21 protein-coding genes are annotated in these 22,667 nt (G+C 56.4%); 9 read left to right on the forward strand and 12 right to left on the reverse strand.

Annotation, left to right across the window (positions count from 1 at the left end; all coding sequences use genetic code 11):
- The 4 genes from IM300_RS04350 to IM300_RS04365 all read left to right on the forward strand — a co-directional run.
- A partial coding sequence (locus tag IM300_RS04350) for a hypothetical protein (RefSeq protein WP_193035461.1) occupies positions 1-255 on the forward strand: 255 nt, incomplete at its 5' end.
- 9 nt (positions 256-264) lie between these two features.
- Positions 265-708, forward strand: coding sequence for a hypothetical protein (locus IM300_RS04355; protein ID WP_193035463.1), 444 nt, complete (start codon positions 265-267; stop codon positions 706-708).
- 311 nt (positions 709-1,019) lie between these two features.
- Positions 1,020-2,396, forward strand: a complete 1,377-nt coding sequence (locus IM300_RS04360) for a diaminobutyrate--2-oxoglutarate transaminase (protein WP_014884533.1) — start codon at positions 1,020-1,022, stop codon at positions 2,394-2,396.
- A gap of 18 nt (positions 2,397-2,414) precedes the next feature.
- The gene (locus IM300_RS04365) at positions 2,415-3,872 is read left to right on the forward strand and encodes an aspartate aminotransferase family protein (protein WP_193035466.1); all 1,458 of its coding nucleotides are present in this window, start codon (positions 2,415-2,417) and stop codon (positions 3,870-3,872) included.
- A gap of 44 nt (positions 3,873-3,916) precedes the next feature.
- Here the strand turns inward: IM300_RS04365 and IM300_RS04370 are convergent, their stop codons facing one another.
- Genes IM300_RS04370 through IM300_RS04380 form a run of 3 tightly spaced genes read right to left on the reverse strand, consistent with a single transcriptional unit; the run spans position 3,917 to position 7,694 of the window.
- Positions 3,917-6,115, reverse strand: a complete 2,199-nt coding sequence (locus tag IM300_RS04370) for a polysaccharide biosynthesis tyrosine autokinase (protein WP_193035468.1) — start codon at positions 6,113-6,115, stop codon at positions 3,917-3,919.
- Entirely contained in the window at positions 6,115-6,564 is a 450-nt protein-coding gene (locus IM300_RS04375; protein ID WP_226842055.1) for a protein tyrosine phosphatase, read from the reverse strand. The genes IM300_RS04370 and IM300_RS04375 overlap by 1 nt, the downstream gene beginning before the upstream one ends.
- Positions 6,564-7,694 (reverse strand): polysaccharide export protein, encoded by a 1,131-nt coding sequence (locus IM300_RS04380; protein WP_063868329.1) that lies wholly within the window; start codon positions 7,692-7,694, stop codon positions 6,564-6,566. Before IM300_RS04380 ends, IM300_RS04375 begins: the two co-directional genes overlap by 1 nt.
- A 455-nt stretch (positions 7,695-8,149) precedes the next feature.
- On the opposite strand from IM300_RS04380, the gene IM300_RS04385 reads away from it, so the two are divergent.
- A complete protein-coding gene (locus IM300_RS04385) occupies positions 8,150-8,482 on the forward strand; it encodes an RcnB family protein (protein WP_063868328.1) in 333 nt (110 codons plus the stop codon).
- Positions 8,427-8,909: a GNAT family N-acetyltransferase gene (locus tag IM300_RS04390; protein WP_370552235.1), complete on the forward strand. Its 483-nt coding sequence runs from the start codon at positions 8,427-8,429 to the stop codon at positions 8,907-8,909. The genes IM300_RS04385 and IM300_RS04390 overlap by 56 nt, the downstream gene beginning before the upstream one ends.
- 94 nt (positions 8,910-9,003) lie before the next feature.
- Here the strand turns inward: IM300_RS04390 and apbC are convergent, their stop codons facing one another.
- On the reverse strand, positions 9,004-10,113 hold the full coding sequence (gene apbC, locus IM300_RS04395) for an iron-sulfur cluster carrier protein ApbC (RefSeq protein WP_193035480.1): 1,110 nt from the start codon (positions 10,111-10,113) through the stop codon (positions 9,004-9,006).
- 137 nt (positions 10,114-10,250) lie between these two features.
- Here apbC and metG point away from each other — a divergent pair, with 137 nt between their 5' ends.
- Positions 10,251-12,284: a methionine--tRNA ligase gene (metG, locus tag IM300_RS04400; protein WP_063868326.1), complete on the forward strand. Its 2,034-nt coding sequence runs from the start codon at positions 10,251-10,253 to the stop codon at positions 12,282-12,284.
- A 109-nt stretch (positions 12,285-12,393) separates the two neighbouring features.
- Here metG and IM300_RS04405 read toward each other — a convergent pair whose 3' ends face one another.
- From IM300_RS04405 to IM300_RS04415, 3 genes are read right to left on the reverse strand one after another with little or no spacing between them, the layout of a single operon-like run.
- Positions 12,394-12,864: a DUF1456 family protein gene (locus IM300_RS04405; RefSeq protein WP_063450295.1), complete on the reverse strand. Its 471-nt coding sequence runs from the start codon at positions 12,862-12,864 to the stop codon at positions 12,394-12,396.
- A gap of 46 nt (positions 12,865-12,910) precedes the next feature.
- Positions 12,911-13,630: a two-component system response regulator BtsR gene (gene btsR / locus IM300_RS04410; RefSeq protein WP_063450296.1), complete on the reverse strand. Its 720-nt coding sequence runs from the start codon at positions 13,628-13,630 to the stop codon at positions 12,911-12,913.
- The gene (locus IM300_RS04415; protein WP_193035482.1) at positions 13,624-15,309 is read right to left on the reverse strand and encodes a sensor histidine kinase; all 1,686 of its coding nucleotides are present in this window, start codon (positions 15,307-15,309) and stop codon (positions 13,624-13,626) included. Before IM300_RS04415 ends, btsR begins: the two co-directional genes overlap by 7 nt.
- 218 nt (positions 15,310-15,527) lie before the next feature.
- Between IM300_RS04415 and mlrA the strand changes: the two genes are divergently transcribed.
- Complete coding sequence (mlrA, locus tag IM300_RS04420; RefSeq protein WP_193035599.1) at positions 15,528-16,268, forward strand: HTH-type transcriptional regulator MlrA; 741 nt, start codon at positions 15,528-15,530, stop codon at positions 16,266-16,268.
- Between the two features lie 69 nt (positions 16,269-16,337).
- Positions 16,338-16,451: a protein YohO gene (locus tag IM300_RS04425; RefSeq protein ID WP_017383372.1), complete on the forward strand. Its 114-nt coding sequence runs from the start codon at positions 16,338-16,340 to the stop codon at positions 16,449-16,451.
- On the opposite strand, the gene IM300_RS04430 is transcribed toward IM300_RS04425, so the two are convergent.
- The 5 genes from IM300_RS04430 to bglX all read right to left on the reverse strand — a co-directional run bounded on the left by IM300_RS04430 (position 16,426) and on the right by bglX (position 22,611).
- Positions 16,426-17,163: an ABC transporter permease gene (locus tag IM300_RS04430; protein WP_193035484.1), complete on the reverse strand. Its 738-nt coding sequence runs from the start codon at positions 17,161-17,163 to the stop codon at positions 16,426-16,428. The two genes, IM300_RS04425 and IM300_RS04430, sit on opposite strands and share 26 nt — an antisense overlap.
- Positions 17,147-18,097: an ABC transporter ATP-binding protein gene (locus IM300_RS04435; RefSeq protein ID WP_063868321.1), complete on the reverse strand. Its 951-nt coding sequence runs from the start codon at positions 18,095-18,097 to the stop codon at positions 17,147-17,149. The genes IM300_RS04430 and IM300_RS04435 overlap by 17 nt, the downstream gene beginning before the upstream one ends.
- Complete coding sequence (locus IM300_RS04440) at positions 18,090-19,247, reverse strand: ABC transporter permease (RefSeq protein WP_193035486.1); 1,158 nt, start codon at positions 19,245-19,247, stop codon at positions 18,090-18,092. The genes IM300_RS04435 and IM300_RS04440 overlap by 8 nt, the downstream gene beginning before the upstream one ends.
- A 12-nt stretch (positions 19,248-19,259) precedes the next feature.
- Positions 19,260-20,177, reverse strand: a complete 918-nt coding sequence (locus IM300_RS04445; protein ID WP_063868319.1) for an ABC transporter substrate-binding protein — start codon at positions 20,175-20,177, stop codon at positions 19,260-19,262.
- Positions 20,178-20,313: 136 nt separating this feature from the next.
- Positions 20,314-22,611 carry a beta-glucosidase BglX gene (gene bglX, locus IM300_RS04450; protein WP_193035487.1) on the reverse strand — a complete coding sequence of 766 codons (2,298 nt, stop codon included), beginning with the start codon at positions 22,609-22,611 and terminating at the stop codon, positions 20,314-20,316.
- Between the last annotated feature and the right edge of the window lie 56 nt (positions 22,612-22,667).

Raw genomic sequence — 22,667 nt, forward strand, 5'->3', positions numbered from 1 at the left:
GAATATTTATATTTTCGCTCCGTTATCATTGTAATTAAAAGATCAACTATAAAAAATTATAAAATCAATAATAGGATTAATACCACCACCTATAATGATGAACGGAAAGCACAGAACGATGCGCATCAGCAACCGGTCCAGCGAGTCACGCTGGATGAACAATATGATGGCGCGGCAACCAGCAATGACTTCGCTATGGGCGCAGGTATCGGAATTGGCTTTATGTACGTTTCTTATTATTTGTGTCGTTTTTGAGGGGATAAAATGAAAAAATTAATGATGATGGTGATAAGCGCAGCCGTACTTGCGGTTTGTGTTTCGCCTGCACACGCCATTAACGCACACTATCGTGCTCAGTTAGAGCGCTCGGGATGCACGCAAATGAGCGCTGGCAATGGCTCGTGTGATATCAGCAAAACCAAAGCGGAAAATGCGGCACAAAACGAACCATCGACTTCCGTGCACGATCCCCTTCGTGAAGCCTCATTCTCGTCGGATACGGTCAACGCTACCCTTTCAAACGGCTTTTTTAGCGCGACGGTTAACGGCAAAAAAGCCAGCGTTAAACGCCTGAACGCCAATTTTTATGAAATTCACGGTAATGGTTTTGTGATATCGCTAAGCCTGGATGAGAACGGCATTACGGACGCGTCGTGGAATAAAACGAAGGGACGCGAACACGGCATTTTAAGCATTACCCAGAAATAAACAGCGTAAGGAGGCTCCCCGCCTCCTTTTAGCCTGCCAGTCGCACAATTTGCCACACTCTTTTGTCTGATTTTACAATGCTGACAATTCATATCTAAGTCACTGTTTTTACTCGCCATAAACTGCAAGTTTTTGCCAGAAAATGAGGTTACCCCCTCCCCTGTGCCCTGTGTCACAAAACAGTAAACAAATTAACCATTGAGCCTGGTGACAAAAGGCTCTATATTGGCGGCGTTTTTTTCAGGCCCCATCTGTTTTTTAACTTTTTATTCAATCGTTGCTCATAACGAAGCGGCGGTTGTAGGAGTGATATGATGACGGATAAAGTCCGTATTGACACCGTAGATGCCCACAAAAGCAACGAAACCTATCTGGCCCGTCAGGCCGAGTTTGAATCTAACGTCAGGAGTTATCCGCGCAAACTGCCTTTAGCCATCACGAAAGCAGAAGGCGTGTGGATCACCGATGCAGATAATAAAGAATACCTTGACTGTTTAGCAGGCGCAGGCACCCTCGCGCTTGGCCACAATCATCCTGATGTGCTGAAAAGCATCCAAAATGTCATTACCAGCGGCTTGCCGTTACATACCCTGGATCTGACCACGCCGTTGAAAGACGCGTTTTCAGAATATCTTCTCTCTCTGTTGCCTGGTCAGGGCAAAGAGTACTGCCTGCAATTCACTGGCCCATCCGGCGCTGACGCCGTTGAAGCGGCGCTGAAGCTGGCGAAAAAAGTGACCGGTCGTAGCGGTATCATCAGTTTCTCTGGTGGTTACCACGGTATGACCCACGGCGCACTGTCCGTCACCGGTAACCTGTCTCCGAAGGAAGCGGTTGACGGCATGATGCCTGAAGTGCAATTCATGCCTTACCCGCACGAGTACCGCTGCCCGTTGGGTATCGGTGGGGAAGCGGGCGTGAAGGCGCTGACCTACTACTTCGATAACCTGATTAACGACGTCGAAAGCGGCGTGCGTAAACCTGCTGCGGTGATCCTGGAAGCCGTTCAGGGTGAAGGCGGCGTGAACCCGGCTCCGGCTGAGTGGTTGCAGCGCATTCGTAAAGTGACTCAGGAACACGGCATTCTGCTGATCCTCGACGAAGTTCAGGCTGGCTTTGCCCGTACCGGTAAATTCTTCGCCTTCGAGCACGCAGGCATCGAGCCAGACATCATCGTGATGTCTAAAGCGGTTGGCGGTGGTCTGCCACTGGCTGTACTCGGCATCAAGAAGCAGTTCGATGCATGGGCACCTGGTCACCACACCGGCACTTTCCGTGGTAACCAGCTGGCAATGGCAACTGGCCTGACGACGCTGAAGATCCTGAAAGACCAGAACATCGCGGGCAAAGTGGCCGCACAGGGCGAATGGCTGAAGGGCCAGCTGAAAGAGATGGCGAAACGTTATCCGGTCATCGGCCACGTTCGCGGTCTGGGCATGATGATCGGTATCGAGATCGTTAAGCCGCATGAAGCCGCTGACCACATGGGCTGCTTCCCGGGCGACGGCGAGCTGTCTGCGCTGATCCAGAAGAAGTGCTTCGAAGCCGGTCTGATTCTGGAGCGTGGCGGCCGTAACGGTATCGTTCTGCGTCTGCTGCCTTCTCTGCTGATCAGCGACGAAGAGCTGAAAATCTTCCTGGATAAATTCGAGCAGGCGCTGCTTGCTGCGGGCGTTCGCCCGGCGTAACCGGAGTTGTTGAATACGATGTCTGATTCAAACCCAATTTTGTTCTCCTCTGCGCAGAGCATTGAAGCTTACCAGCAGGCGATTGAACAAAGCACTCAGGCTGTGATGCAGTGGCTGAAACAGCCTGAGATGTATCAGGGCAAAACGGTCGCGGAGCTGCGCGACCGTATTAAGCTGGATTTCAACCCGAAAGGGCTGGGCAACGAAGCGGCGATTGAACGCGCCGTGGAGTTCTTCCTGAAAGACAGTTTGTCCGTTCATCACCCGCAATGCGTGGCGCACCTGCACTGCCCAAGCCTGGTGGTTAGCCAGGCGGCGGAAGTGCTGATTAACGCCACCAACCAGAGTATGGACTCCTGGGATCAAAGCCCGTCCGCAACCATTATTGAGATCAAACTGATCGAATGGCTGCGTACCCGCGTGGGTTATCAGGCTGGCGACGCGGGCGTCTTCACCAGCGGCGGCACCCAGAGCAACCTGATGGGCCTGATGCTGGCGCGCGACGCGTTCTTCGCCCGTCAGGGCCACTCGGTTCAGCAGGACGGTCTGGTAGGCGATCTGCGTAAAATCCGCGTCCTGTGCTCGGAAAACGCACACTTCTCCGTGCAGAAAAACATGGCGCTGATGGGGCTGGGCTACCAGTCCGTGGTGCAGGTGAAAACGGACGAATTCTCCCGCATGGATCTCACCGATCTGGCGGCGAAAATTGAGCAGTGCAACGCGAACGGCGAGCAGATCCTGGCGATTGTAGCCACCGCCGGCACGACCGATGCGGGTGCTATCGATCCGCTGCGCGCCATTGCTGAGCTGGCTACGAAGCAGAATATCTGGGTGCACGTTGATGCGGCCTGGGGCGGCGCGCTGCTGATGTCTGAGCAGTATCGCCACTACCTGGACGGCATTGAGCTGGTGGATTCCGTAACCCTGGACTTCCACAAGCAGTTCTTCCAGACCATCAGCTGCGGCGCGTTCCTGCTGAAAGAAGCGCGTCATTATGAGCTGATGCGCTATCAGGCGGCTTATCTGAACTCTGAGTTCGATGAAGAAGCGGGCGTGCCTAACCTGGTCTCCAAGTCTCTGCAAACCACGCGCCGTTTTGACGCGCTGAAACTGTGGATGAGCCTGGAAGCGCTGGGTCAGGAGCAATACGCGGCCATCATCGACCACGGCGTGACGCTGGCACAGCAGGTTGCGGCTTACGTGAAAGAGCAGTCTGCTCTGGAACTGGTGATGCAGCCTCAGCTGGCAAGCGTGCTGTTCCGCTTCCGTGGACAGGTGCACGCGGGTATCGCCCTGCTGAACCAGAAAATTGGTGACGCGCTGCTGGAGTCTGGCCGTGCAAACGTCGGCGTGACCGAGCATAACGGCGTCACCTGCTTGAAGCTGACCCTGCTGAACCCAACCGTGACGCTGGAGGACATCAAAGTCCTGCTGTCTCTGGTTGAGCGTACCGCAGAGGAAGTCCTGGCGAAGTAATGCCTATCCCTCTCCCGGCCGGGAGAGGGATTATTTTCCCTGCCTTAATGCTCGCCCCGCTTTTTCTTCGAACCATAACCATATTCATACTGGCTACACTCAGAGCCGTAAAACAGCGCTGCGGACTTAACAATATCGTTAAGAATGGTTCCGCTGACCTTTACGCCAACGCGGTGCAGACGTTTAATGGTATTCTCCATCTCTTTCACGCTGGTTTTATCGAAACGGGCCACCATCAGCGTCGTTCCGGCTGCTCTGGCAACCAGCGCCGCATCGGTGACGGCCAGCACTGGCGGGGTATCGATGATGACTATGTCATAATGTTCGTTTACCCATGACATAACGGCCAGGAACCGTTCGCTTAACAGCATCTCCAGCGGTCGCAGCGGTTCCGGGCCGCAGGTAATGACGTCGATCCCCCCCTTCTCGAAGCGCTGAATTACCTCTGTACAGTCGCATTTACCTTCAAGCACGCTGGACAGCCCATGACGGTTATCCAGGCCAAAAATGTTATGAACATAGCCCTGACGCATATCCGCATCGATAAACAGCACCCGCTGGCCGCTCTGTCCGGCAATGGCCGCCAGGTTCGTCCCCACCAGCGTTTTACCGCAGTCCTGAGTAGGGCCAGAAATCATCACGATACGATTCTCAGCCTCCATCATGGAGAAATGCAGGCTGGTGCGCAGCCCCCGAACCGCTTCGACAAACATATCAGCAGGCCGATCGACAGGCAGGAACGGCACGTCCAGCGTTTTGTGCTTCCAGTGACGGGTAAACGGAATTTTTCTGCGCAGATGCGTTTTTTTCCACAGCCACTGGGAACGAGGCAGCGTAGCCAGAACCGGAATTCCATGCATTTCCAGCTGTTCGGAGAGCATAATCCCACGTTTAAACGCCATGTGTACCAGCACGCCGCCCATTGAGAGCATGAGCCCGAACAGCGCGCCAAGGACGATGATTAACGCTTTTCGCGGCTTTATTGGATCCGGGAGCGTAACCGCCTTATCAATGATCCTCACGTTCCCGATAGCGCTGGAGCGGGAAATATTCAGCTCCTGCTGGCGCGTCAGTAGCTGTAAATAGATCGTGCGGCCTGACTCAACGTCCCGGCTCAGGCGTAAAATCTCCTGCTGCGTGGAGGGCATTGCTGATACCCGGTGATTCAGACGCTCGCGTTCCCGCTCAAGGGTTTGTCTCTTTTCACGCAATGCACGGTAGGTGGGGTGATTCTTTTTAAAGAGCTGAGAGATCTCTGCTTCACGGAACGTCAGCTCATTTAGCTGATTCTCAACGTTAACAACCTGATCCAGTATGGATTTTGCCTCTAAAGAGAGATCCACCGAGTCGCGCTGCGCCCGGTAGGCATTCAGCCGCGCTTCAGCCTGATCCAGTTCCGTTCTGATCTTCGGCAACTGCTCCTGTAAAAAAGCCAGACTACGAGAATCCTGAGCCTCCTGACGCGCGATATTCTGTTGGAGATAATTCTCGGCAATCGTATTCAGCACCCTGGCAATTTTGTCAGGATCGTCGCCAGTCAGGGTTAAGGTCACGATACCGCTCTGTTTCACCGACTCCGCAACCGTGAGGCTCTTTTTCAGGGCGTTGATTGTCTCCAGGCGCGTCAGCGTCTTAAGCGAAAACTGCGTGCCTGGCTCAGCGTCAATCGAGGTCACGAGCAAAACGATCCCTTGCGTAACAAGCATTTTCCCGACCGAACCGTCAGCCTCAATGTTTTCGCCCGTCAGGTGATACCTTCCCGCTTCCTTTACGGTCAGTATAAGTTCCTGCGCATTGCCCTCCACCTGCGGGATCTGGAGTTCGCCTAGGGTTATTTTGCCCTGCCCTCGCCCTTGCAGGCGTTGCCAGAGACGCCCCACCACAGGCAAAACGCGCTGCTTCGCCTGAAACGTCAAACCTAAGTCGTCGACGGTCTCGCCGAGGATCATGCGTGATTTCAGCAGTAAAATCTCAGGGGCAACATCCGTTGAAACAGCGGAGCCCAGCTGGCTTAACCCTTTGAGCAGGCTGTTATCCTGTTTGCTTTCTATTTGCACCATGGCATCCGCCTGATAAACAGGCGGCGTAACCCAGGCATAGAGGCCCGCGCATAAGATAGAAATGAAAGTCACGCACATAATCATCGCGCGGTGGTCGATCATTTCGCCGAGCAACCGGACAAGATCGATTTCACTTTGTTGCGGTGCCGCTGCACCATAATTGTCTGTTGTGTAAGACGACATTAATGCTTCATTCCTTTCTGACCCAATCGACGTGCCCATTCCTGGCTGGCTTTACCCAAGAGTCCGAACACATATTCAAACGCTTCACGGCTTTTACGGTAGGGATCGGGGATATCCTGCGGCTCCAGCCATTGCCCGAATAGCAGCGATTTGCCCCTGATCTCCGGTGCCATGGCGGAAATAAAGTGAAGGTGTTTCGGCTCCATAACCAGAATGAGATCGGACTCCTGCATCAGATCGGGCGTCAACCTGCGTGCCACATGGCCGTCCAGGGAAATCCCGTGTCGCCAGGCTACGTCCTGGGCACAGTCATCCGCCGGGCAACCCTCAAGGCCAAATATTCCCGCCGAGGTGATGTCTCTGTCGGGCAAGTACTGGCGTAAAAGCCGTTCTCCAATTGGGGAACGGCAGATATTTCCGGTGCAAACCACCAATATTGATCTGAACATTATTGCGGCCACGATCTGATGTAACGAACCGTTTCGGTGAGGTCATGCACCCCGCTAATCGTTGGTACAAGCTGCGTTATCACGCGATTCCAGCGGGACAGTGGTGCGGTGGTGACATACACAATGTCATAAGGCTCAAGCTGAAACTCTGTGCCCAGCACCATGGCCGACGCGTCTTTTGCATTCAGCTGATAGATATTCGCAATTTTCCCGGACTCGCGTACCGAGCGGATAACAAAAATACCCGTTGCATCGGCCATATTCTGGTCCAGGCCACCGGCATTGCCGAGCGCTTCGGCCAGCGTCATGCCGCTGCGATCCATCTTCAGCGTGCTCTGTTTAACCACCTCGCCCATCACGAATACTTTCAGCGCATCGTTGCGGGGAATAAACAGGATGTCGCCAGGGTTGAGCAGCTTATTCTGGGTTAAATCGCCATGCTGCATCAGGGCGTACAGGGAAATTCGGGAATCCTGACCGTTGTGAGTCAGCACCACGTTCCGCCAGTCCGCATCGGCAGTAAGCCCACCGGCGGCATTAACGGCGTCCATTACCGTCAGCGGAATGTTGGTGATGGCCTGCTGGCCAGATTTCGCCACTTCTCCCGTAACGTAGGCTTTTTGCGAACGGAAAGCGGCAACGCTGACGTCCACCTGAGGGCTTTCAATGACGTTATCCAGCCGCGCGGTGATCTCCTCGCGCACTTCGGAAACCGTTTTTCCCGCCACGTGCAGTTTGCCCACGTAAGGGTAAAAGAGCGTGCCGTCGGCATTGACCCAGTTTCCCGTATCGCTTGCGCTGCGATACTGTCCCGCGGGCGTAGTCAGCTCCGGGTGATCCCAGACGGTGACCGTCAGGATGTCACCGATTCCAATACGGTATTCCCAGTTTTTGACCTGCTCATCAAGATTAGGATTTGCCTGAGATTTTGCCGCTGCTGGACGTAGTTTCTCAATTAATCCGGGCGTAAGTGGATAAATTTCGATTTGTTTATCTAAGCTATTATTAAGATCGGCCGGCGCGATTATTTTTTTGCCTGCGGAACTTAACGTTTGGCCAGGAGAAATTACGCATCCCGCCAACTGACTTATTGCTAAGAATATTACAGATAATGCTGTTGTGTTTTTCATTTATATATACTTATCATCCCTGCTCGTGGCGAACGCCCGACGGGGCGCAGCCCTGCGCTAACCCACGCTTGAAATAACTGTCTTTTCAAGGGAATACTTAAACGTAATCTAAAAGTGAAGTAACGAATTGCCCGATCCGTGACGGGCAATTAATTAAAATATAATCTTCCTGAAAATCTTAAAGCCTGCTGTAAAAAAATGCACGATCTACAGTTTATAAAATTACGGCAACAATGTATTTTCAGAATTAATTCAGCAAAACGATAATTACAATGAATTATTCCCACCAGCATGCATTCATATCAATAATACTCACAACCGCTGGCACTACACAAAACCGTTCACTTTTGTTACATTTTTTTTCAAACACACCCTGTTTTGATACTTAAAATGGGCTGTCTGCCGCACTGTTCCCCGCAGACAAGCGTATCCGTAACGATATCACTGGAGAAAAAATGGCTAAGCGTAAATTGGTGCTTCTGGGTGTATTACTGTCTCTGGCGGGCTCCGCATTCGCAGCCCCGCAAACGGCCGCCGCGCCTTCCGGTATTAAGGCTTATGAAGAGCAGGAGTTCATCGCCGACTTCACCAAATTTAAGATTGGCGATACGGCGCCCGCGCAGTATCAGACGCCTGAGTACACCATCAAACAGTACCAGTTGCGTAACCTTCCCGCGCCGGATGCCGGTACGCACTGGACCTACATGGGCGAAAACTACGTTCTGATTGGCGATGCGGATGGGAAAATCCATAAAGCCTATAACGGAGATATCTTCTATCACCGCTGATACGATGATCCGGCCCTGGCAGGAAGACGATCGGCCGTTTCTGCGTACCCTGTACCTGCATGCACGACGCGCTGCCTGGCCATGGCTGGACGGTTCTGAATGGCAGCTTGAGGATTTTGACGCCGCAACGCGTGACGAGCAGATCTGGGTTGCGATCCACGACGGTCACAGAGTGGGTTTCGCCTCCGTCTGGGTAAACGATAACTTTCTGCACAACCTGTTTGTCGACCCGCAGTATCAACATCTCGGGGTCGGGAGCCGGCTCCTTGAACAGGTTCAGAAGACGTTTACCAGTACAGGCGCGCTGAAGTGTCTGGTGAAGAATGCGCGGGCGGTTGCGTTTTACCAACGCCACGGTTGGCACATTGAGGCGACGGGGGATTCTCCGGATGGAGAGTATTATTTGATGCACTATCGGCTGGGTTAACGTCGGGTGGCGGCTTCGCCTTACCCACCTGCGTGATGGTGCCATTTGTAGGCCGGGTAAGCGAAGCGCCACCCGGCAATTCGACGCGAAGGATTTACACCGCGCGGAAGGCGATCTCGCTTGGGATCACTTCACCCTGCCAGTACAGCTGCGCCGCAACGCGCCCTGCCAGCTGGCGATAGATTTCCGTAAATTCGCTGTCCGGACGGCTGACCACCGTCGGTTTCCCGCTATCGAGATCTTCACGCAGCGTGATGTGCAGCGGCAGTTGCCCAAGCAGCTGCGTGTGGTACTGCGCCGCCAGCTTTTCCGCACCGCCGGTGCCAAAGATGGGCTCGTGATGACCGCAATTGCTGCAAATGTGCATGCTCATGTTCTCGACGATGCCCAGGACCGGCACCTCCACTTTCTCGAACATGACAATGCCTTTTTTGGCGTCGATCAGGGCGATGTCCTGCGGCGTGGTTACCACCACGGCGCCGGTGACCGGAATGTTCTGCGCCAGCGTCAGCTGGATATCACCGGTGCCCGGCGGCATGTCCAGCACCAGATAATCAAGGTCAGGCCACATTGTCTCCTGCAACATTTGCAGCAGCGCTTTGCTGGCCATCGGGCCACGCCAGACCATCGCGTTATCGTCCGTCACCAGGTAACCAATGGAGTTGGTCGCCAGCCCGTGCGCCATGATCGGCGCCATATGGGTGCCGTCCGGCGAGGTTGGACGCTGGTTTTCCGCCCCCAGCATGTTTGGAATGGACGGACCGTAGATATCCGCATCCAGAATGCCGACCTTCGCCCCCTCTGCCGCCAGCGCAAGCGCCAGGTTAACGGCGGTTGAGGATTTACCCACCCCACCCTTGCCAGAGCTGACGGCGATGATGTTCTTCACCCCGTTAACGCCCGGCTGATTTTTCACGCGCTTGAGCGTGGCGATGCTGTGGCTCAGCTTCCAGTCAATCGCTTTTGCCCCGGTAATGCGCAGCAGCTCAGAGCTGGTTTGCTCTTTCAGGGCATCAAAAGCGCTGGTCCAGACGAACGGCATCTGTAGCTCGATGTGCAGCGTATCGTCCAGCCATGCGACGTGGTGAAGCGCTTTCAGCGTCGTGAGATTGTGCTTCAGGGTTGGATGCTGAAAATTAGCCAGCGTCCCGGCGACCATTGCTCGTAAGGCTTCCGGTGATTTGGCCTGGGATTGAGAACTCATCCCGACTCCTTTGTTCTTGTGAATAAGACCTTAGGCAAACAAGTTTACCTGAAAGGCCGTGGTTTGTGCTTACTTAATAATGCCCCTTTTGGTAATATCGAAAACCCTTTTCACAGTTAAAAGAAGTAATGCCTACTATGACTCAAGTCGCGAAGAAAATTCTGGTAACGTGCGCCCTGCCGTACGCCAACGGCTCAATCCACCTCGGCCACATGCTGGAGCATATCCAGGCTGATGTCTGGGTCCGTTACCAGCGAATGCGCGGCCACGAGGTGAACTTCATCTGTGCGGACGATGCCCACGGCACGCCGATCATGCTGAAAGCGCAGCAGCTGGGGATCTCCCCGGAACAGATGATCGCCGAAATGAGTCAGGAGCATCAGACCGATTTTGCTGGCTTTGACATCAGCTATGACAACTATCACTCCACACACAGCGACGAAAACCGCGAGCTGTCGGAGCTGATCTACACCCGTCTGAAAGAGAATGGTTTCATTAAAAACCGCACCATTTCTCAGCTGTACGATCCGGAAAAAGGCATGTTCCTGCCGGACCGTTTCGTCAAAGGCACCTGCCCGAAATGTAAATCCCCGGACCAGTACGGCGATAACTGCGAAGTGTGCGGCGCGACCTACAGCCCGACCGAGCTTATCGAACCGAAATCCGTGGTTTCCGGCGCGACGCCGGTGATGCGTGACTCCGAGCACTTCTTCTTCGACCTGCCGTCCTTCAGCGAAATGCTGAAGGCGTGGACCCGTAGCGGTGCGTTGCAGGAGCAGGTTGCGAACAAAATGCAGGAGTGGTTCGAGTCCGGTCTGCAACAGTGGGATATCTCCCGCGATGCGCCCTACTTTGGCTTTGAAATCCCGAACGCGCCGGGCAAATATTTCTACGTCTGGCTGGATGCGCCAATCGGCTACATGGGTTCGTTCAAGAACCTGTGTGACAAGCGCGGCGACACCGTAAGCTTCGACGAATACTGGAAGAAAGATTCCGATGCCGAACTGTACCACTTTATCGGCAAAGACATCGTTTACTTCCACAGCCTGTTCTGGCCAGCGATGCTGGAAGGCAGCAACTTCCGCAAGCCGACTAACCTGTTCGTACATGGCTACGTCACGGTGAACGGCGCGAAGATGTCTAAATCTCGCGGGACGTTTATCAAGGCCAGCACCTGGCTGAACCACTTTGACGCGGACAGCCTGCGCTACTATTACACCGCGAAGCTCTCTTCCCGCATCGACGATATCGACCTGAACCTGGAAGATTTCGTCCAGCGCGTGAACGCGGACATCGTCAACAAGGTGGTGAACCTGGCGTCACGTAACGCGGGCTTTATTGCCAAACGCTTTGACGGCGTGCTCTCTGCCGAGCTGGCCGATCCTGAACTGTACAAAACCTTCACCGACGCCGCCGCTGCGGTTGGCGAAGCCTGGGAAAGCCGTGAATTCGGTAAAGCCATTCGCGAAATCATGGCGCTGGCAGACGTGGCCAACCGCTATGTGGACGAGCAGGCACCGTGGGTGGTGGCGAAACAGGAAGGCCGTGACGCGGACTTGCAGGCAATCTGCACCATGGGTCTGAACATGTTCCGCGTGCTGATGACCTGGCTGAAGCCGGTTCTGCCGCAGCTATCAGCCCGCGCGGAAGCGTTCCTGAATACCGAACTGACCTGGGATGCCATCCAGCAGCCGCTGCTCGGCCACAAGGTGAACACCTTCAAGGCGCTGTACAACCGCATCGAGATGAAGCAGGTTGACGCCCTGGTGGAAGCCTCTAAGGAAGAGGTGAAAGCGGCGGCCGCACCGGTGACCGGCCCGCTGGCTGACGATCCGATTCAGGAGACCATCACCTTTGATGATTTCGCGAAGGTCGACCTGCGCGTGGCGCTGATCGAAAACGCGGAGTTCGTGGAAGGTTCTGACAAACTGCTGCGTCTGACGCTGGATCTGGGCGGTGAGAAGCGTAACGTCTTCTCCGGCATTCGCTCCGCGTATCCTGACCCGCAGGTGCTGATTGGTCGTCAGACCGTGATGGTGGCAAACCTGGCGCCGCGTAAAATGCGCTTCGGCATCTCTGAGGGGATGGTGATGGCCGCAGGCCCGGGCGGGAAAGACATCTTCCTGCTAAGCCCTGACGAAGGCGCGAAGCCGGGTCAGCAGGTGAAATAATAAAAAAGCCGGATGAGAATCCGGCTTTTTTTTGCCCGGCGGCGCTACGCTTGCTCAGGCCTACGGGTTATGTAGGCCGGGTAAGGCGAAGCCGCCACCCGGCTAAAAATCACGCCTTCGTGCTGTGCATCCGCTGCGTCAACCCACGCAGGAAATAGCGCAGAAACTGATCCCCACACTCGCGGTAATTCTTATGATCCGGCGCGCGCATCATGGCGGTGATTTCCGGCATCGACACGCGAAATTTCTGCTCGGTCACGATCGCCAGGATGTCGTCAGTTTTCAGGGAGAACGCAATACGCAGCTTTTTGAGCACCGTGTTGTTGTTCACCCGACGCTCCAGCGCCAGCTCGGGCGCAGACGCATCTTTGCCGCGTCTGTCGTAGATCAGGCCATTCAGAAAGCCCGACAGAATAATGTCCGGGCAGCGAACAAAGCCCTCTTCATCTTCTTTGGTCATCCAGGTGTCAAAACTGGCGGACGTGGATTCCATATCGGAAAGCGCAAGAATGCGCACCATGTCATTGTTGTTCGCCTTCAAGGTGTAGCGCAGGCTACGAAGAATATCGTTACTTAGCATAGAGCCTTCGAATGTCGATGATGCAATGGCGCGCAGTGTACCAGTTTTACAGTCCAATCGCCTCTTTCAAACTTTTCAGGTAGCGACGGCTGACGGGCACGGTCTGTCCGGCGCGCAGCACCAGCTCGGCCTGGCCGTTATCTTCCAGACGGATCTCCTTCAGGTGCGCCATGTTCACCAGGTACTGACGGTGGCAGCGGATCAGCGGCGTGCGGCTTTCCAGCGTGCGCAGCGTCAGCTCGGTAAAGCCTTCGTTGCCTTCGGCACTGGTAACGTACACCCCGCTCAGACGGCTGCTGACAAAGGCAACGTCGTCCATTTGCAGGAGGTAAATCCGGCTGTGTCCGGTGCAGGGGATAAACTTCAGGGGCTGCTGATGGTCCGGCAGGAGCGACACATCCTGTACGGTACGCTCCTGCCGCAAACGGAGCAGGGTCTTTTCGAGCCGTTTCTCCTCAATCGGTTTCAGCAGATAATCGAACGCGTGCTCTTCAAACGCCTTTACGGCGTACTCGTCAAAGGCCGTCAGAAAGACGATATAGGGACGGTGCTCCGGGTCAAGCATGCCGACCATCTCCAGCCCGCTGATGCGCGGCATCTGAATATCGAGAAATACGACGTCCGGACGCAGCTTATGCACCGCGCCGATGCCTTCAATCGCATTGGCACATTCACCCACGACCTCAATGTCACTCTGCTCCTGCAACAGGACACGCAGGTTTTCCCGTGCTAACGGCTCATCGTCAACAATCAGCACTCTTAACATGCGTTCTCCTCCAGCGGCAATCGTAAGGTAATTCGGGTAAAGCGGTCTGGCTCACAGGCAACGGTTATTCCGCAGTCGTCCCCGAAATGCGCGCGCAGGCGTTTATCCACCAGGCTCATACCCAGACCGTCTGACGCAGAGGCTTCATACAGCCCCGCGTTATTTTCAATATCCAGCACCAGATGGTGGTTAAAACGGGACGCGGAAATCACAATCTCTCCCGTGCCCAGCAGCTGCGATGTTCCATGCTTAATGGCATTCTCTACAATCGGTTGCAGGGTAAAGGCGGGAAGATGCTGATACGCCAGCTCGTCCGGGACGGATAACGACACCTGTAAACGTGACTGAAAGCGCGCTTTCTCGATTTGCAGATAGGCGTTTACGTGTTCAATCTCGTCCGCAAGGGTCACGATCTCCGAAGGCCGCTTCAGGTTTTTGCGGAAAAACGTCGACAGAAACTGCACCAGCTGCGCGGCCTGATCGCTGTCGCGGCGGATCACCGCCTTCAGCGTGTTGAGCGCGTTAAACAGGAAATGCGGATTGACCTGGGCGTGCAGGAGCTTAATTTCTGACTGCGTCAGCAGCGCTTTTTGCCGTTCATACTGCCCCGCGAGGATTTGCGCCGAAAGCAGCTGGGCGATCCCCTCCCCCAGCGTGCGGTTGATGGAGCTGAACAGGCGATTTTTGGCTTCGTAAAGCTTAATGGTGCCCATCACGCGCTGGTTTTCGCCCCGCAGGGGGATGACCAGCGTCGAGCCAAGTTTGCACTGCGGATGCAGGGAACAGCGGTACGGCACTTCATTCCCGTCGGCATACACCACTTCACCCGTTTCAATGGCGCGCAGGGTATAGGCCGAGGAGATAGGTTTACCCGGCAGATGGTGGTCGTCTCCGGTACCGGTAAACGCCAGCAGCTTTTCGCGATCGGTAATCGCCACGGCCCCGATATCCAGCTCTTTATACAGCACCTGCGCCACCTTCATACTGTTCTCTTCGTTGAATCCCTGGCGCAGGATCTCTTCCGTCGACGCCGCAACTTTTAAGGCGGTGGCAGAAAAAGCCGAGGTGTATTTTTCGAACATGGCGCGTTTGTCGAGCAGAATGCGCATAAACAGCGCCGCGCCTACGGTATTGGTGACCATCATCGGTGCGGCAATGTTGCTGACGAGGTGTAACGCATCGTCAAACGGGCGCGCAATCAGCAGGATGATCGCCATCTGCGCCATTTCCGCCACGAAGGTGATCGCCCCGGCGGTAAGGGGGCTGAACACTTTATCCGGGCGACCGCGCTTAATCATATAGCTGTGGACAAGGCCACCCAGCAGCCCTTCGACGATGGTGGAAATCATGCAGCTCAGCGCCGTCATACCGCCCATGGAATAGCGATGCAGGCCGCCGGTTAACCCCACCAGACCGCCCACGACCGGGCCACCGAGCAGCCCGCCCATGACCGCGCCGATGGCGCGCGTATTGGCGATAGAGTCTTCGATATGGAGACCAAAATAGGTGCCCATAATGCAGAAAATGGAGAAGGTGACGTAGCAGAGCAGCTTGTGCGGTAAACGTACGGTGACCTGCATCAGCGGAATAAACAGGCGCGTTTTGCTCATCAGCCAGGCGATGACCAGGAACACGCACATCTGCTGAAGCAACAGCAGCACCAGATTAAACTCGTACATACTCACAAACCGCATATTCTAAAAACGCGTAACATACACTGATGGCGTTTAACTTTCTTTGAAACGTGCCATAAAAGCGATAATTCGTGCCCGCCATCACACCTTTTGCCGGAGATAAGCTGTTCCTCGCATAATCTGTACGAAAAAGAACCAAATTTTCCCGGTTCAGCAAAGTGGGTCTACAGTTAAGCTGGGCACGCGCAAGCCTGGGGGCGAAAATGGCGCTTTACACGATAGGTGAAGTGGCACTCCTGTGTGATGTCAATCCCGTTACGCTACGGGCGTGGCAGCGACGGTACGGATTGCTTAAACCGCAAAGAACGGACGGCGGGCACCGCCTGTTTAACGATGCGGACATTGACCGGATCCGCGAGATCAAAAGCTGGATCGACAACGGCGTGCAGGTCGGCAAGGTAAAATCGCTTCTGTGCGAGGACGATCCTGACACCCATCATATCTGGCGCGAGCGGCAGGAAACGCTGCTGAGGCTATTGCAGACCGGCAATGTGCAGCGTCTGCGTGGCTGGATCAAAGAACAGGGTCGCGACTACCCCGCACAAACCCTGATCGCCCATCTTTTTATCCCTTTACGGCGTCGGCTCCAGTGTCAGCAAACCACCTTACAGGCGCTGCTCAGCATGCTTGACGGCGTGCTGATTAACTATATTTCCGTCTGTCTTTCCTCGGCGCGGAATAAAAACGGTAAAGACGCGCTGGTGATCGGCTGGAACGTGCACGATACCACCCGGCTGTGGCTCGAAGCCTGGATTGCCACCCAGCAGGGCTGGCGGGTTGACGTGCTTGCCCACTCGCTGGCCCAGCTCAGGCCGGAGCTGTTTGAGGGACAGACGCTGCTGGTCTGGTGCGGCGAAGTCCCCTCCGCTTCGCAGCAGCAGCTCCTGACGGAGTGGCGCGAACACGGTTATCCCGTTTATCCGCTGGGGCCAAATGCGTCGTAAAGGCATTTAATGGTTCATTAACAGCTGCGCTTCACCGTATAATTGTTCCGTTAACAAGAGGAGCACATGATGAAGGCAACGAAACTGGCCGTAATTACCCTTTTTGCACTGATGGCCATCAGCGGTATCGGTGGCGTTATGCTGGCAGGGTATTCCTTTATTGTTCGCGGCGGTGTTGGCTGAGGTATCCAGCCAGGCGTTCAAACAGGCGATCCACCACAATCGCCGCCAGCGCAACCAGCACCGCCCCCTGAATAATGTAAGCCGTATTAAACCCGCTTAGTCCGATGATGATCGGCGTCCCCAGCGTATTCGCACCGACGGTCGAGGCGATGGTTGCCGTACCAATGTTGATAATCACGGACGTGCGTACGCCAGCGATAATCACCGGTGCGGCCAGCGGCAGTTCTACCTTAACCAGCCGCTGCCAGGCACTCATCCCCATCCCTTCCGCTACGCTCAGCACCGATGCCGGCACCGCCGCAATGCCCGCCAGCGTCCCTTGCAGAATGGGCAACACGCCGTACAAAATCAGCGCAATGATGGCAGGCTCCTGCCCAAAACCGATCGCCGGCACGGCAATCGCCAGCACGGCCACCGGCGGGAAGGTCTGCCCCGTTACGGCGATGGTCTCCACCAGCGGGCGAAACTCCCTGCCCGCTGGCCGCGTCACCGCAATACCGGCGCCAACGCCCAGCACGATGGCAATCACGCTTGACACCGCCACCAGCCAGAAGTGTGCCAGGGTGAGATTAACAAAGCTCTCCTGCTGGTACACCGGACGCGGTAACCCGGGGAAGAGAGTATTAAACAGCGCCGCGCTGTGCGGCATCAGGTAGAGTAAGGCGATAAACAGCCCTGTCAGCCAGAGTAACGGATCACGAACCCACTTCACGCGTCACCTCCCCCGCCAGCAGATCGCGAAAATGGATCGTCCCGCATGGCGTTCCCTGCCCGTCCGCAACGGGTAATACTTCGCACTGCCGGGCGACAAACGCTGACAGGGCATCGCGCAGGCTCATCCCATCGTGCAGCGGTTCACCGTTGACCGGCCCATCCTGCGGGCGCATATAGTCTCTGACGGTGCGCAGAGAGAGCAGCCTGACGCCCAGCTCGCTGCGGCCAAAAAACTCACGCACAAAATCGTTTGCCGGCGACGTTAACAGTTCAAGCGGCGTACCCTGCTGGACGACTTCGCCGTGATCCATCAGCACCAGGCGATCGGCCAGCCGCAGCGCCTCGTCGATATCATGCGTCACCAGCACGATCGTGCGGCCAAGAATGCGGTGGATGCGGCTCATCTCGGCCTGAAGCGCGCCGCGGGTGACCGGGTCCAGCGCGCCGAAGGGCTCATCCATCAGCAGCACCTGCGGGTTAGCGGCCAGTGCGCGCGCCACCCCGACCCGCTGCTGCTGCCCGCCGGATAGCTGGTGCGGATAACGGTCGCGAAGCGACGTGTCCAGGCCCAGCAGCGCCATCAGTTCGTCGACGCGCGCGTTGATCTTCGCCCGGGACCATTTTTCCAGCTGTAGCACGGTGGCAATGTTCTGCGCCACCGTCCAGTGGGGAAACAGGCCGATGGACTGAATGGCGTAGCCCATACGACGCCGCAGCTCCAGCACCGGCAGGCTGCGGATCTCCTCTCCGGCAAAGCGAATCGTCCCGCTGTCGTGTTCCACCAGCCGGTTGATCATCTTCAGCGTCGTGGATTTTCCTGATCCCGACGTTCCGATCAGTACCGAGAACGCCCCTTCGGCAAAGTGCAGATTAAGGTGGCTTGCCGCCGGACGGCCCGCAAAGGTTTTACTGACATCATGAAATTCAATCATTGGCTCTTCTCCCGAGCAGCGCGAGCCACAGGGCAAATAAGGCATCCAGCACGACCGCCAGCGCAATCGTGGGTACGACGCCCAGCAACACCAGATCCAGCGCGCTGCTGAGCAGCCCCTGGAAGACCAGTGCCCCAAAACCGCCCGCACCGATCAGCGCGGCAATCACCGCCATCCCCACGGTTTGCACCGTCACCACCCGCAGGCTGCGCACCAGCAGCGGAAGCGCAAGCGGCAGCTGAATTTTCCAGAAACACTGGCGCGCACTCATCCCCATTGCATGGGCGCTTTCCAGCACGTCGGGCGGGACCTGGCTTAACCCCGCCACCACACCGCGCACCAGCGGCAATAGCGCATACAGCACAAGGGCGATGAGCGCCGGCGTCAGCCCGGTTCCGGCAATGCCCGCCGCGGCCAACGCGGGGAAGGATTTCACCAGACCGGCAAGGGGGGCAATCAGCAGGCCAAACAGGGCAACGGAGGGGATGGTCTGAATCACGTTGAGGACGGTAAAGACGGCGCCCTGACGGCTGGGATGCCGGTAGCACCACATGCCCAACGGCACGCCCAGCAGCAGGGCCGGGATCAGCGTCCCGAACAGGATCGTCAGATGTTGCACCAGCGCGTTGTCAAACACCTCCTGGCGGTTGACGTACTCTTTTAACAGCGAGAGCTGATTCAGATCGCCGCTGAAGAGGATCAGCAGAGGAATAATCCAGAATTGCGCATTCAGCAGCCAGCGCCAGACGGGCTGCGGCGTCAGACGGCGAATGGCGTCGCTACAGGCCAGCAGGCAGAGCGCCAGCCACAGCCACAGGCCGCTGCCAATCGACGTGCGCGCAAGCGGGCTTTCAACCGAGGCCATCAGCGTTGCCGCCTGCCCTGCGCTCCAGAACAGCACGATAAACAACGCTTCACAGAGAAGCAGCGTCAGCCAGAGTGCGGCACGTCCTGGCGAGAACGATAATACCAGCGCGCTCGCCAGCGCCGCGCCCAGCAGCAGCGGCGTAAACGACCACATCTGCCAGAGCGCGTGAGGTTCGCCCGACACCAGGCGGTTTGGTGAGACATTGACAAAAGGTAACGCGACCGCCGCGATGGCCACACAGGCCAACAGCAGCAGAACGCGGTTATGACATTTTATTGGCACAGCCGTATCCCGTTACTTCACAAGCCCTTGTTGTTTCAGGAAGTCGGCGGCCACTTTTTTGGCATCCAGCCCCTCAACGGCAATGCTGGCATTCAGCTGTTGCAGCGTTTTCGCATCCAGTTTTTCAAACACCGGTTTCAGCCATTTGTCGATATCCGGGTAGGCTTGCAGGACCGCCTCACGCACGACCGGGGTTGGGGCGTAAATCGGCTGAACGCCTTTCGGGTCGGTTAAGGTTTGCAGGCCAAGCGCCGCGACCGGGCCGTCGGTGCCGTAGGCCATCGCCGCGTTGACGCCGGAGGTTTGCTGCGCTGCGGCCTTAATGGTCACCGCCGTGTCGCCACCCGCCAGGGAGAGCAGCTGCGCCTGATCGAGCTTGAAATCATAGGCTTTTTCAAACGCCGGCAGGGCATCCGCGCGCTCGATAAACTCGGCCGAGGCCGCGAGCTTAAACTCGCCCTTCTCTTTCAGGTAGCGGCTGAGATCGTCAAGCGAGGTGAGCTTGCCTTTCTCGGCGATATCTTTGCGCACCGCGATGGTCCAGGTGTTGTTAGCGGGTGCTGGCGTGAGCCAGACCAGCCTGTTTTTTTCCGCATCCAGCTTTTTGACTTTTTCGTACCCGGCTTTGGCATTTTTCCAGGCCGGATCGTTTTCATCCTTGAAGAAGAATGCCCCATTGCCGGTGTATTCCGGATAGATATCCAGCTCGCCGGAAGTGATGGCACCGCGCACGACAGGGGTGGTGCCAAGCTGAACTTTATTGATCGTTTTTACGCCGTGACTGTCGAGCACCTGCAAAATGATATTGCCGAGCAACGCGCCTTCGGTATCAATTTTGGAACCCACTTTTACCGGCTCTGCGGCCTGTAGCGGCAGGCTCAGCGCCGCCAGAAGCACCGCCGATCCTGTTATCCCCTTAATCATCGTCATTCTGCTTTCCTCATTATTTTGCGGCCTTTTTCATAGGCTTGAGAGAAAAGCGTAGCTTAAAACAGGGAATTTAACCGTTTTTAGTAGAAGATGAGAGGCATCCCCCGCCGGGCGGGGGATGGGAAGGAAGGTAGGATTATTGCAGTTCGAATTCGGCTTTGTTCACGCGGGCGGAATCCACGCCGATGAAGACGTTAAATTTGCCCGGCTCGGCATCGTATTTCATCTGCTGATTCCAGAACTTCAGCGCATTCACGTCAATCGGGAAGCTGACCGTTTTGGTTTCGCCCGGCTTCAGGTTGACCTTCTCGAATCCGCGCAGCTGTTTCACCGGACGGCTCATGGAGGCCGTAACGTCCTGCACGTACATCTGGATCACCGTCGCGCCTTCGCGCTTGCCGCTGTTGGTCACATCCACGCTGGCGGTCACGCTGCCATCACGCTTCAGGGTCGGGGCCGACATTTTCACGTCAGAGACCGTAAACGTGGTGTAGCTCAGGCCGTAGCCAAACGGATACAGCGGGCCGTTCGCCTCATCGAAATAACGAGACGTGTACTTGTTCGGCTTGTCGGCGTTATAAGGACGACCGGTGTTCAGATGGCTGTAGTAAACCGGGATCTGCCCGACGGAGCGTGGGAAGGACATCGGCAGCTTGCCTGACGGGTTGTAATCGCCAAACAGCACGTCGGCGATGGCGTTACCCCCTTCGGTACCGGCGAACCAGGTTTCCAGAATGGCATCAGCCTGCTGGTCTTCTTTCACCAGCGCCAGCGGACGACCGTTCATCAGCACCAGCACCAGCGGCTTGCCGGTGGCTTTCAGGGCCGCGATCAGGTCGCGCTGGCTTTGCGGAATGGTGATGTCGGTACGGCTGGAGGCTTCGTGCGCCATCCCCTGCGCTTCACCCACCACGGCGACCACCACGTCAGACTGCCTCGCGGCGTTTACCGCTTCGTCAATCATCTCCTTCGGCGTGCGCGGATCGACCTTCACCGCTTCCTCATACTGATTAAGGAAGGTAACGATGTCTTTATCGTCGGTGACGTTCGCGCCTTTGGCGTAAACCACTTTTGCGTTATCACCCACGGCGCTTTTAATACCGGTCAGCACCGTCACGGACTGATCGGCCACGCCCGCGGCGGACCAGCTGCCCATCACGTCACGCTTGCTGTCGGCCAGCGGGCCGACCACGGCAATGGTGCCGGATTTTTTCAGCGGCAGCGTCTCGAGACGGTTCTTCAGCAGCACCAGGCTTTCGCGCGCCACTTCGCGGGCTTCTTTGCGGTGCAGGCGGCTTTCGGCATTAGTGTCCGCCGGGTCAGACTCCTTCGGCCCCAGGTGGCTGTACGGATCGTTAAACAGCCCCATGTCATATTTCACGTTCAGCACGTGGCGCGCGGCATCGTCCAGCTCCGCCATCGTCACCTTGCCGCTCTTCACCAGCCCCGGCAGGTATTTGCTGTAGTACTCGTCGCTCATGCTCATGTTGATGCCGGACTTGAGCGCCACGCGTACCGCATCTTCCGGGTCAGACGCCGTGCCGTGCTTGATCAGCTCTTTAATCGCGCCGTGGTCTGAAACGGTGATGCCCTTAAAGCCCCACTGGTCGCGCAGCACGTCTTTCAGCAGCCACGAATCGGAGGTGGCAGGCGTGCCGTTCAGCGAGTTCAGCGCCACCATCACCGCGCCGCTGCCCGCGTCCAGTCCCGCTTTGTACGGCGGCATGTAGTCGTTGAACAGACGCTGGGGGCTCATGTCGACGGTGTTGTACTCTTTGCCGCCCTCCACCGCGCCGTAGGCGGCGAAATGCTTGACGCTGGTCATCACCGAGTAACGATCCGCCGGACTTTTGCCCTGCATCGCTTCCACCATGGTTTTGCCCATCGTGGCGGTTAACCAGGTATCTTCACCAAAGCCTTCCGAGCCGCGGCCCCAGCGCGGATCGCGGGAGACGTCAACCATCGGCGCCCAGGTCATGTTCAGGCCGTCGTCTGCGGCTTCATATGCCGACACGCGCCCGACGGTTTTCACCGCATCAAGATTAAACGAGGAGGCCAGGCCAAGGCTGATCGGGAAGACGGTACGCTGGCCGTGCACCACGTCATAGGCGAAGAAGAGAGGAATTTTCAGGCGGCTGAGCTGCATCACCTGATCCTGCATGGCGCGGATATCCTGACGGGTAACGGTGTTAAAAATCGCTCCGACCTGGCTCTCTTTGATCATCTCGCGGATCGCTTCTTTCGGGTTATCCGGGCCGACGCTGATCAGGCGCAGCTGGCCGATTTTCTCATCGACCGTCATCTTTTTGAGTAAATCCGTGACAAAGGCGTCGCGGGCTTCAGGCGTGAGCGGGTGATTACCAGACAAATCCTCTGCCAGCGCAGGTTGCAGCGCCAGGCTGACGGCAACACCTACAGAACATAGCCATTTCATGTTGTTATTCTCCCTCATCAATAACCGCGGGAAGCACCCGGCCAGACCGTACGAAA

It is taken from the genome of Enterobacter cloacae complex sp. I2 (genome assembly GCF_014896205.1).
GTDB classification, from domain to species: Bacteria; Pseudomonadota; Gammaproteobacteria; order Enterobacterales; family Enterobacteriaceae; genus Enterobacter; species Enterobacter quasihormaechei.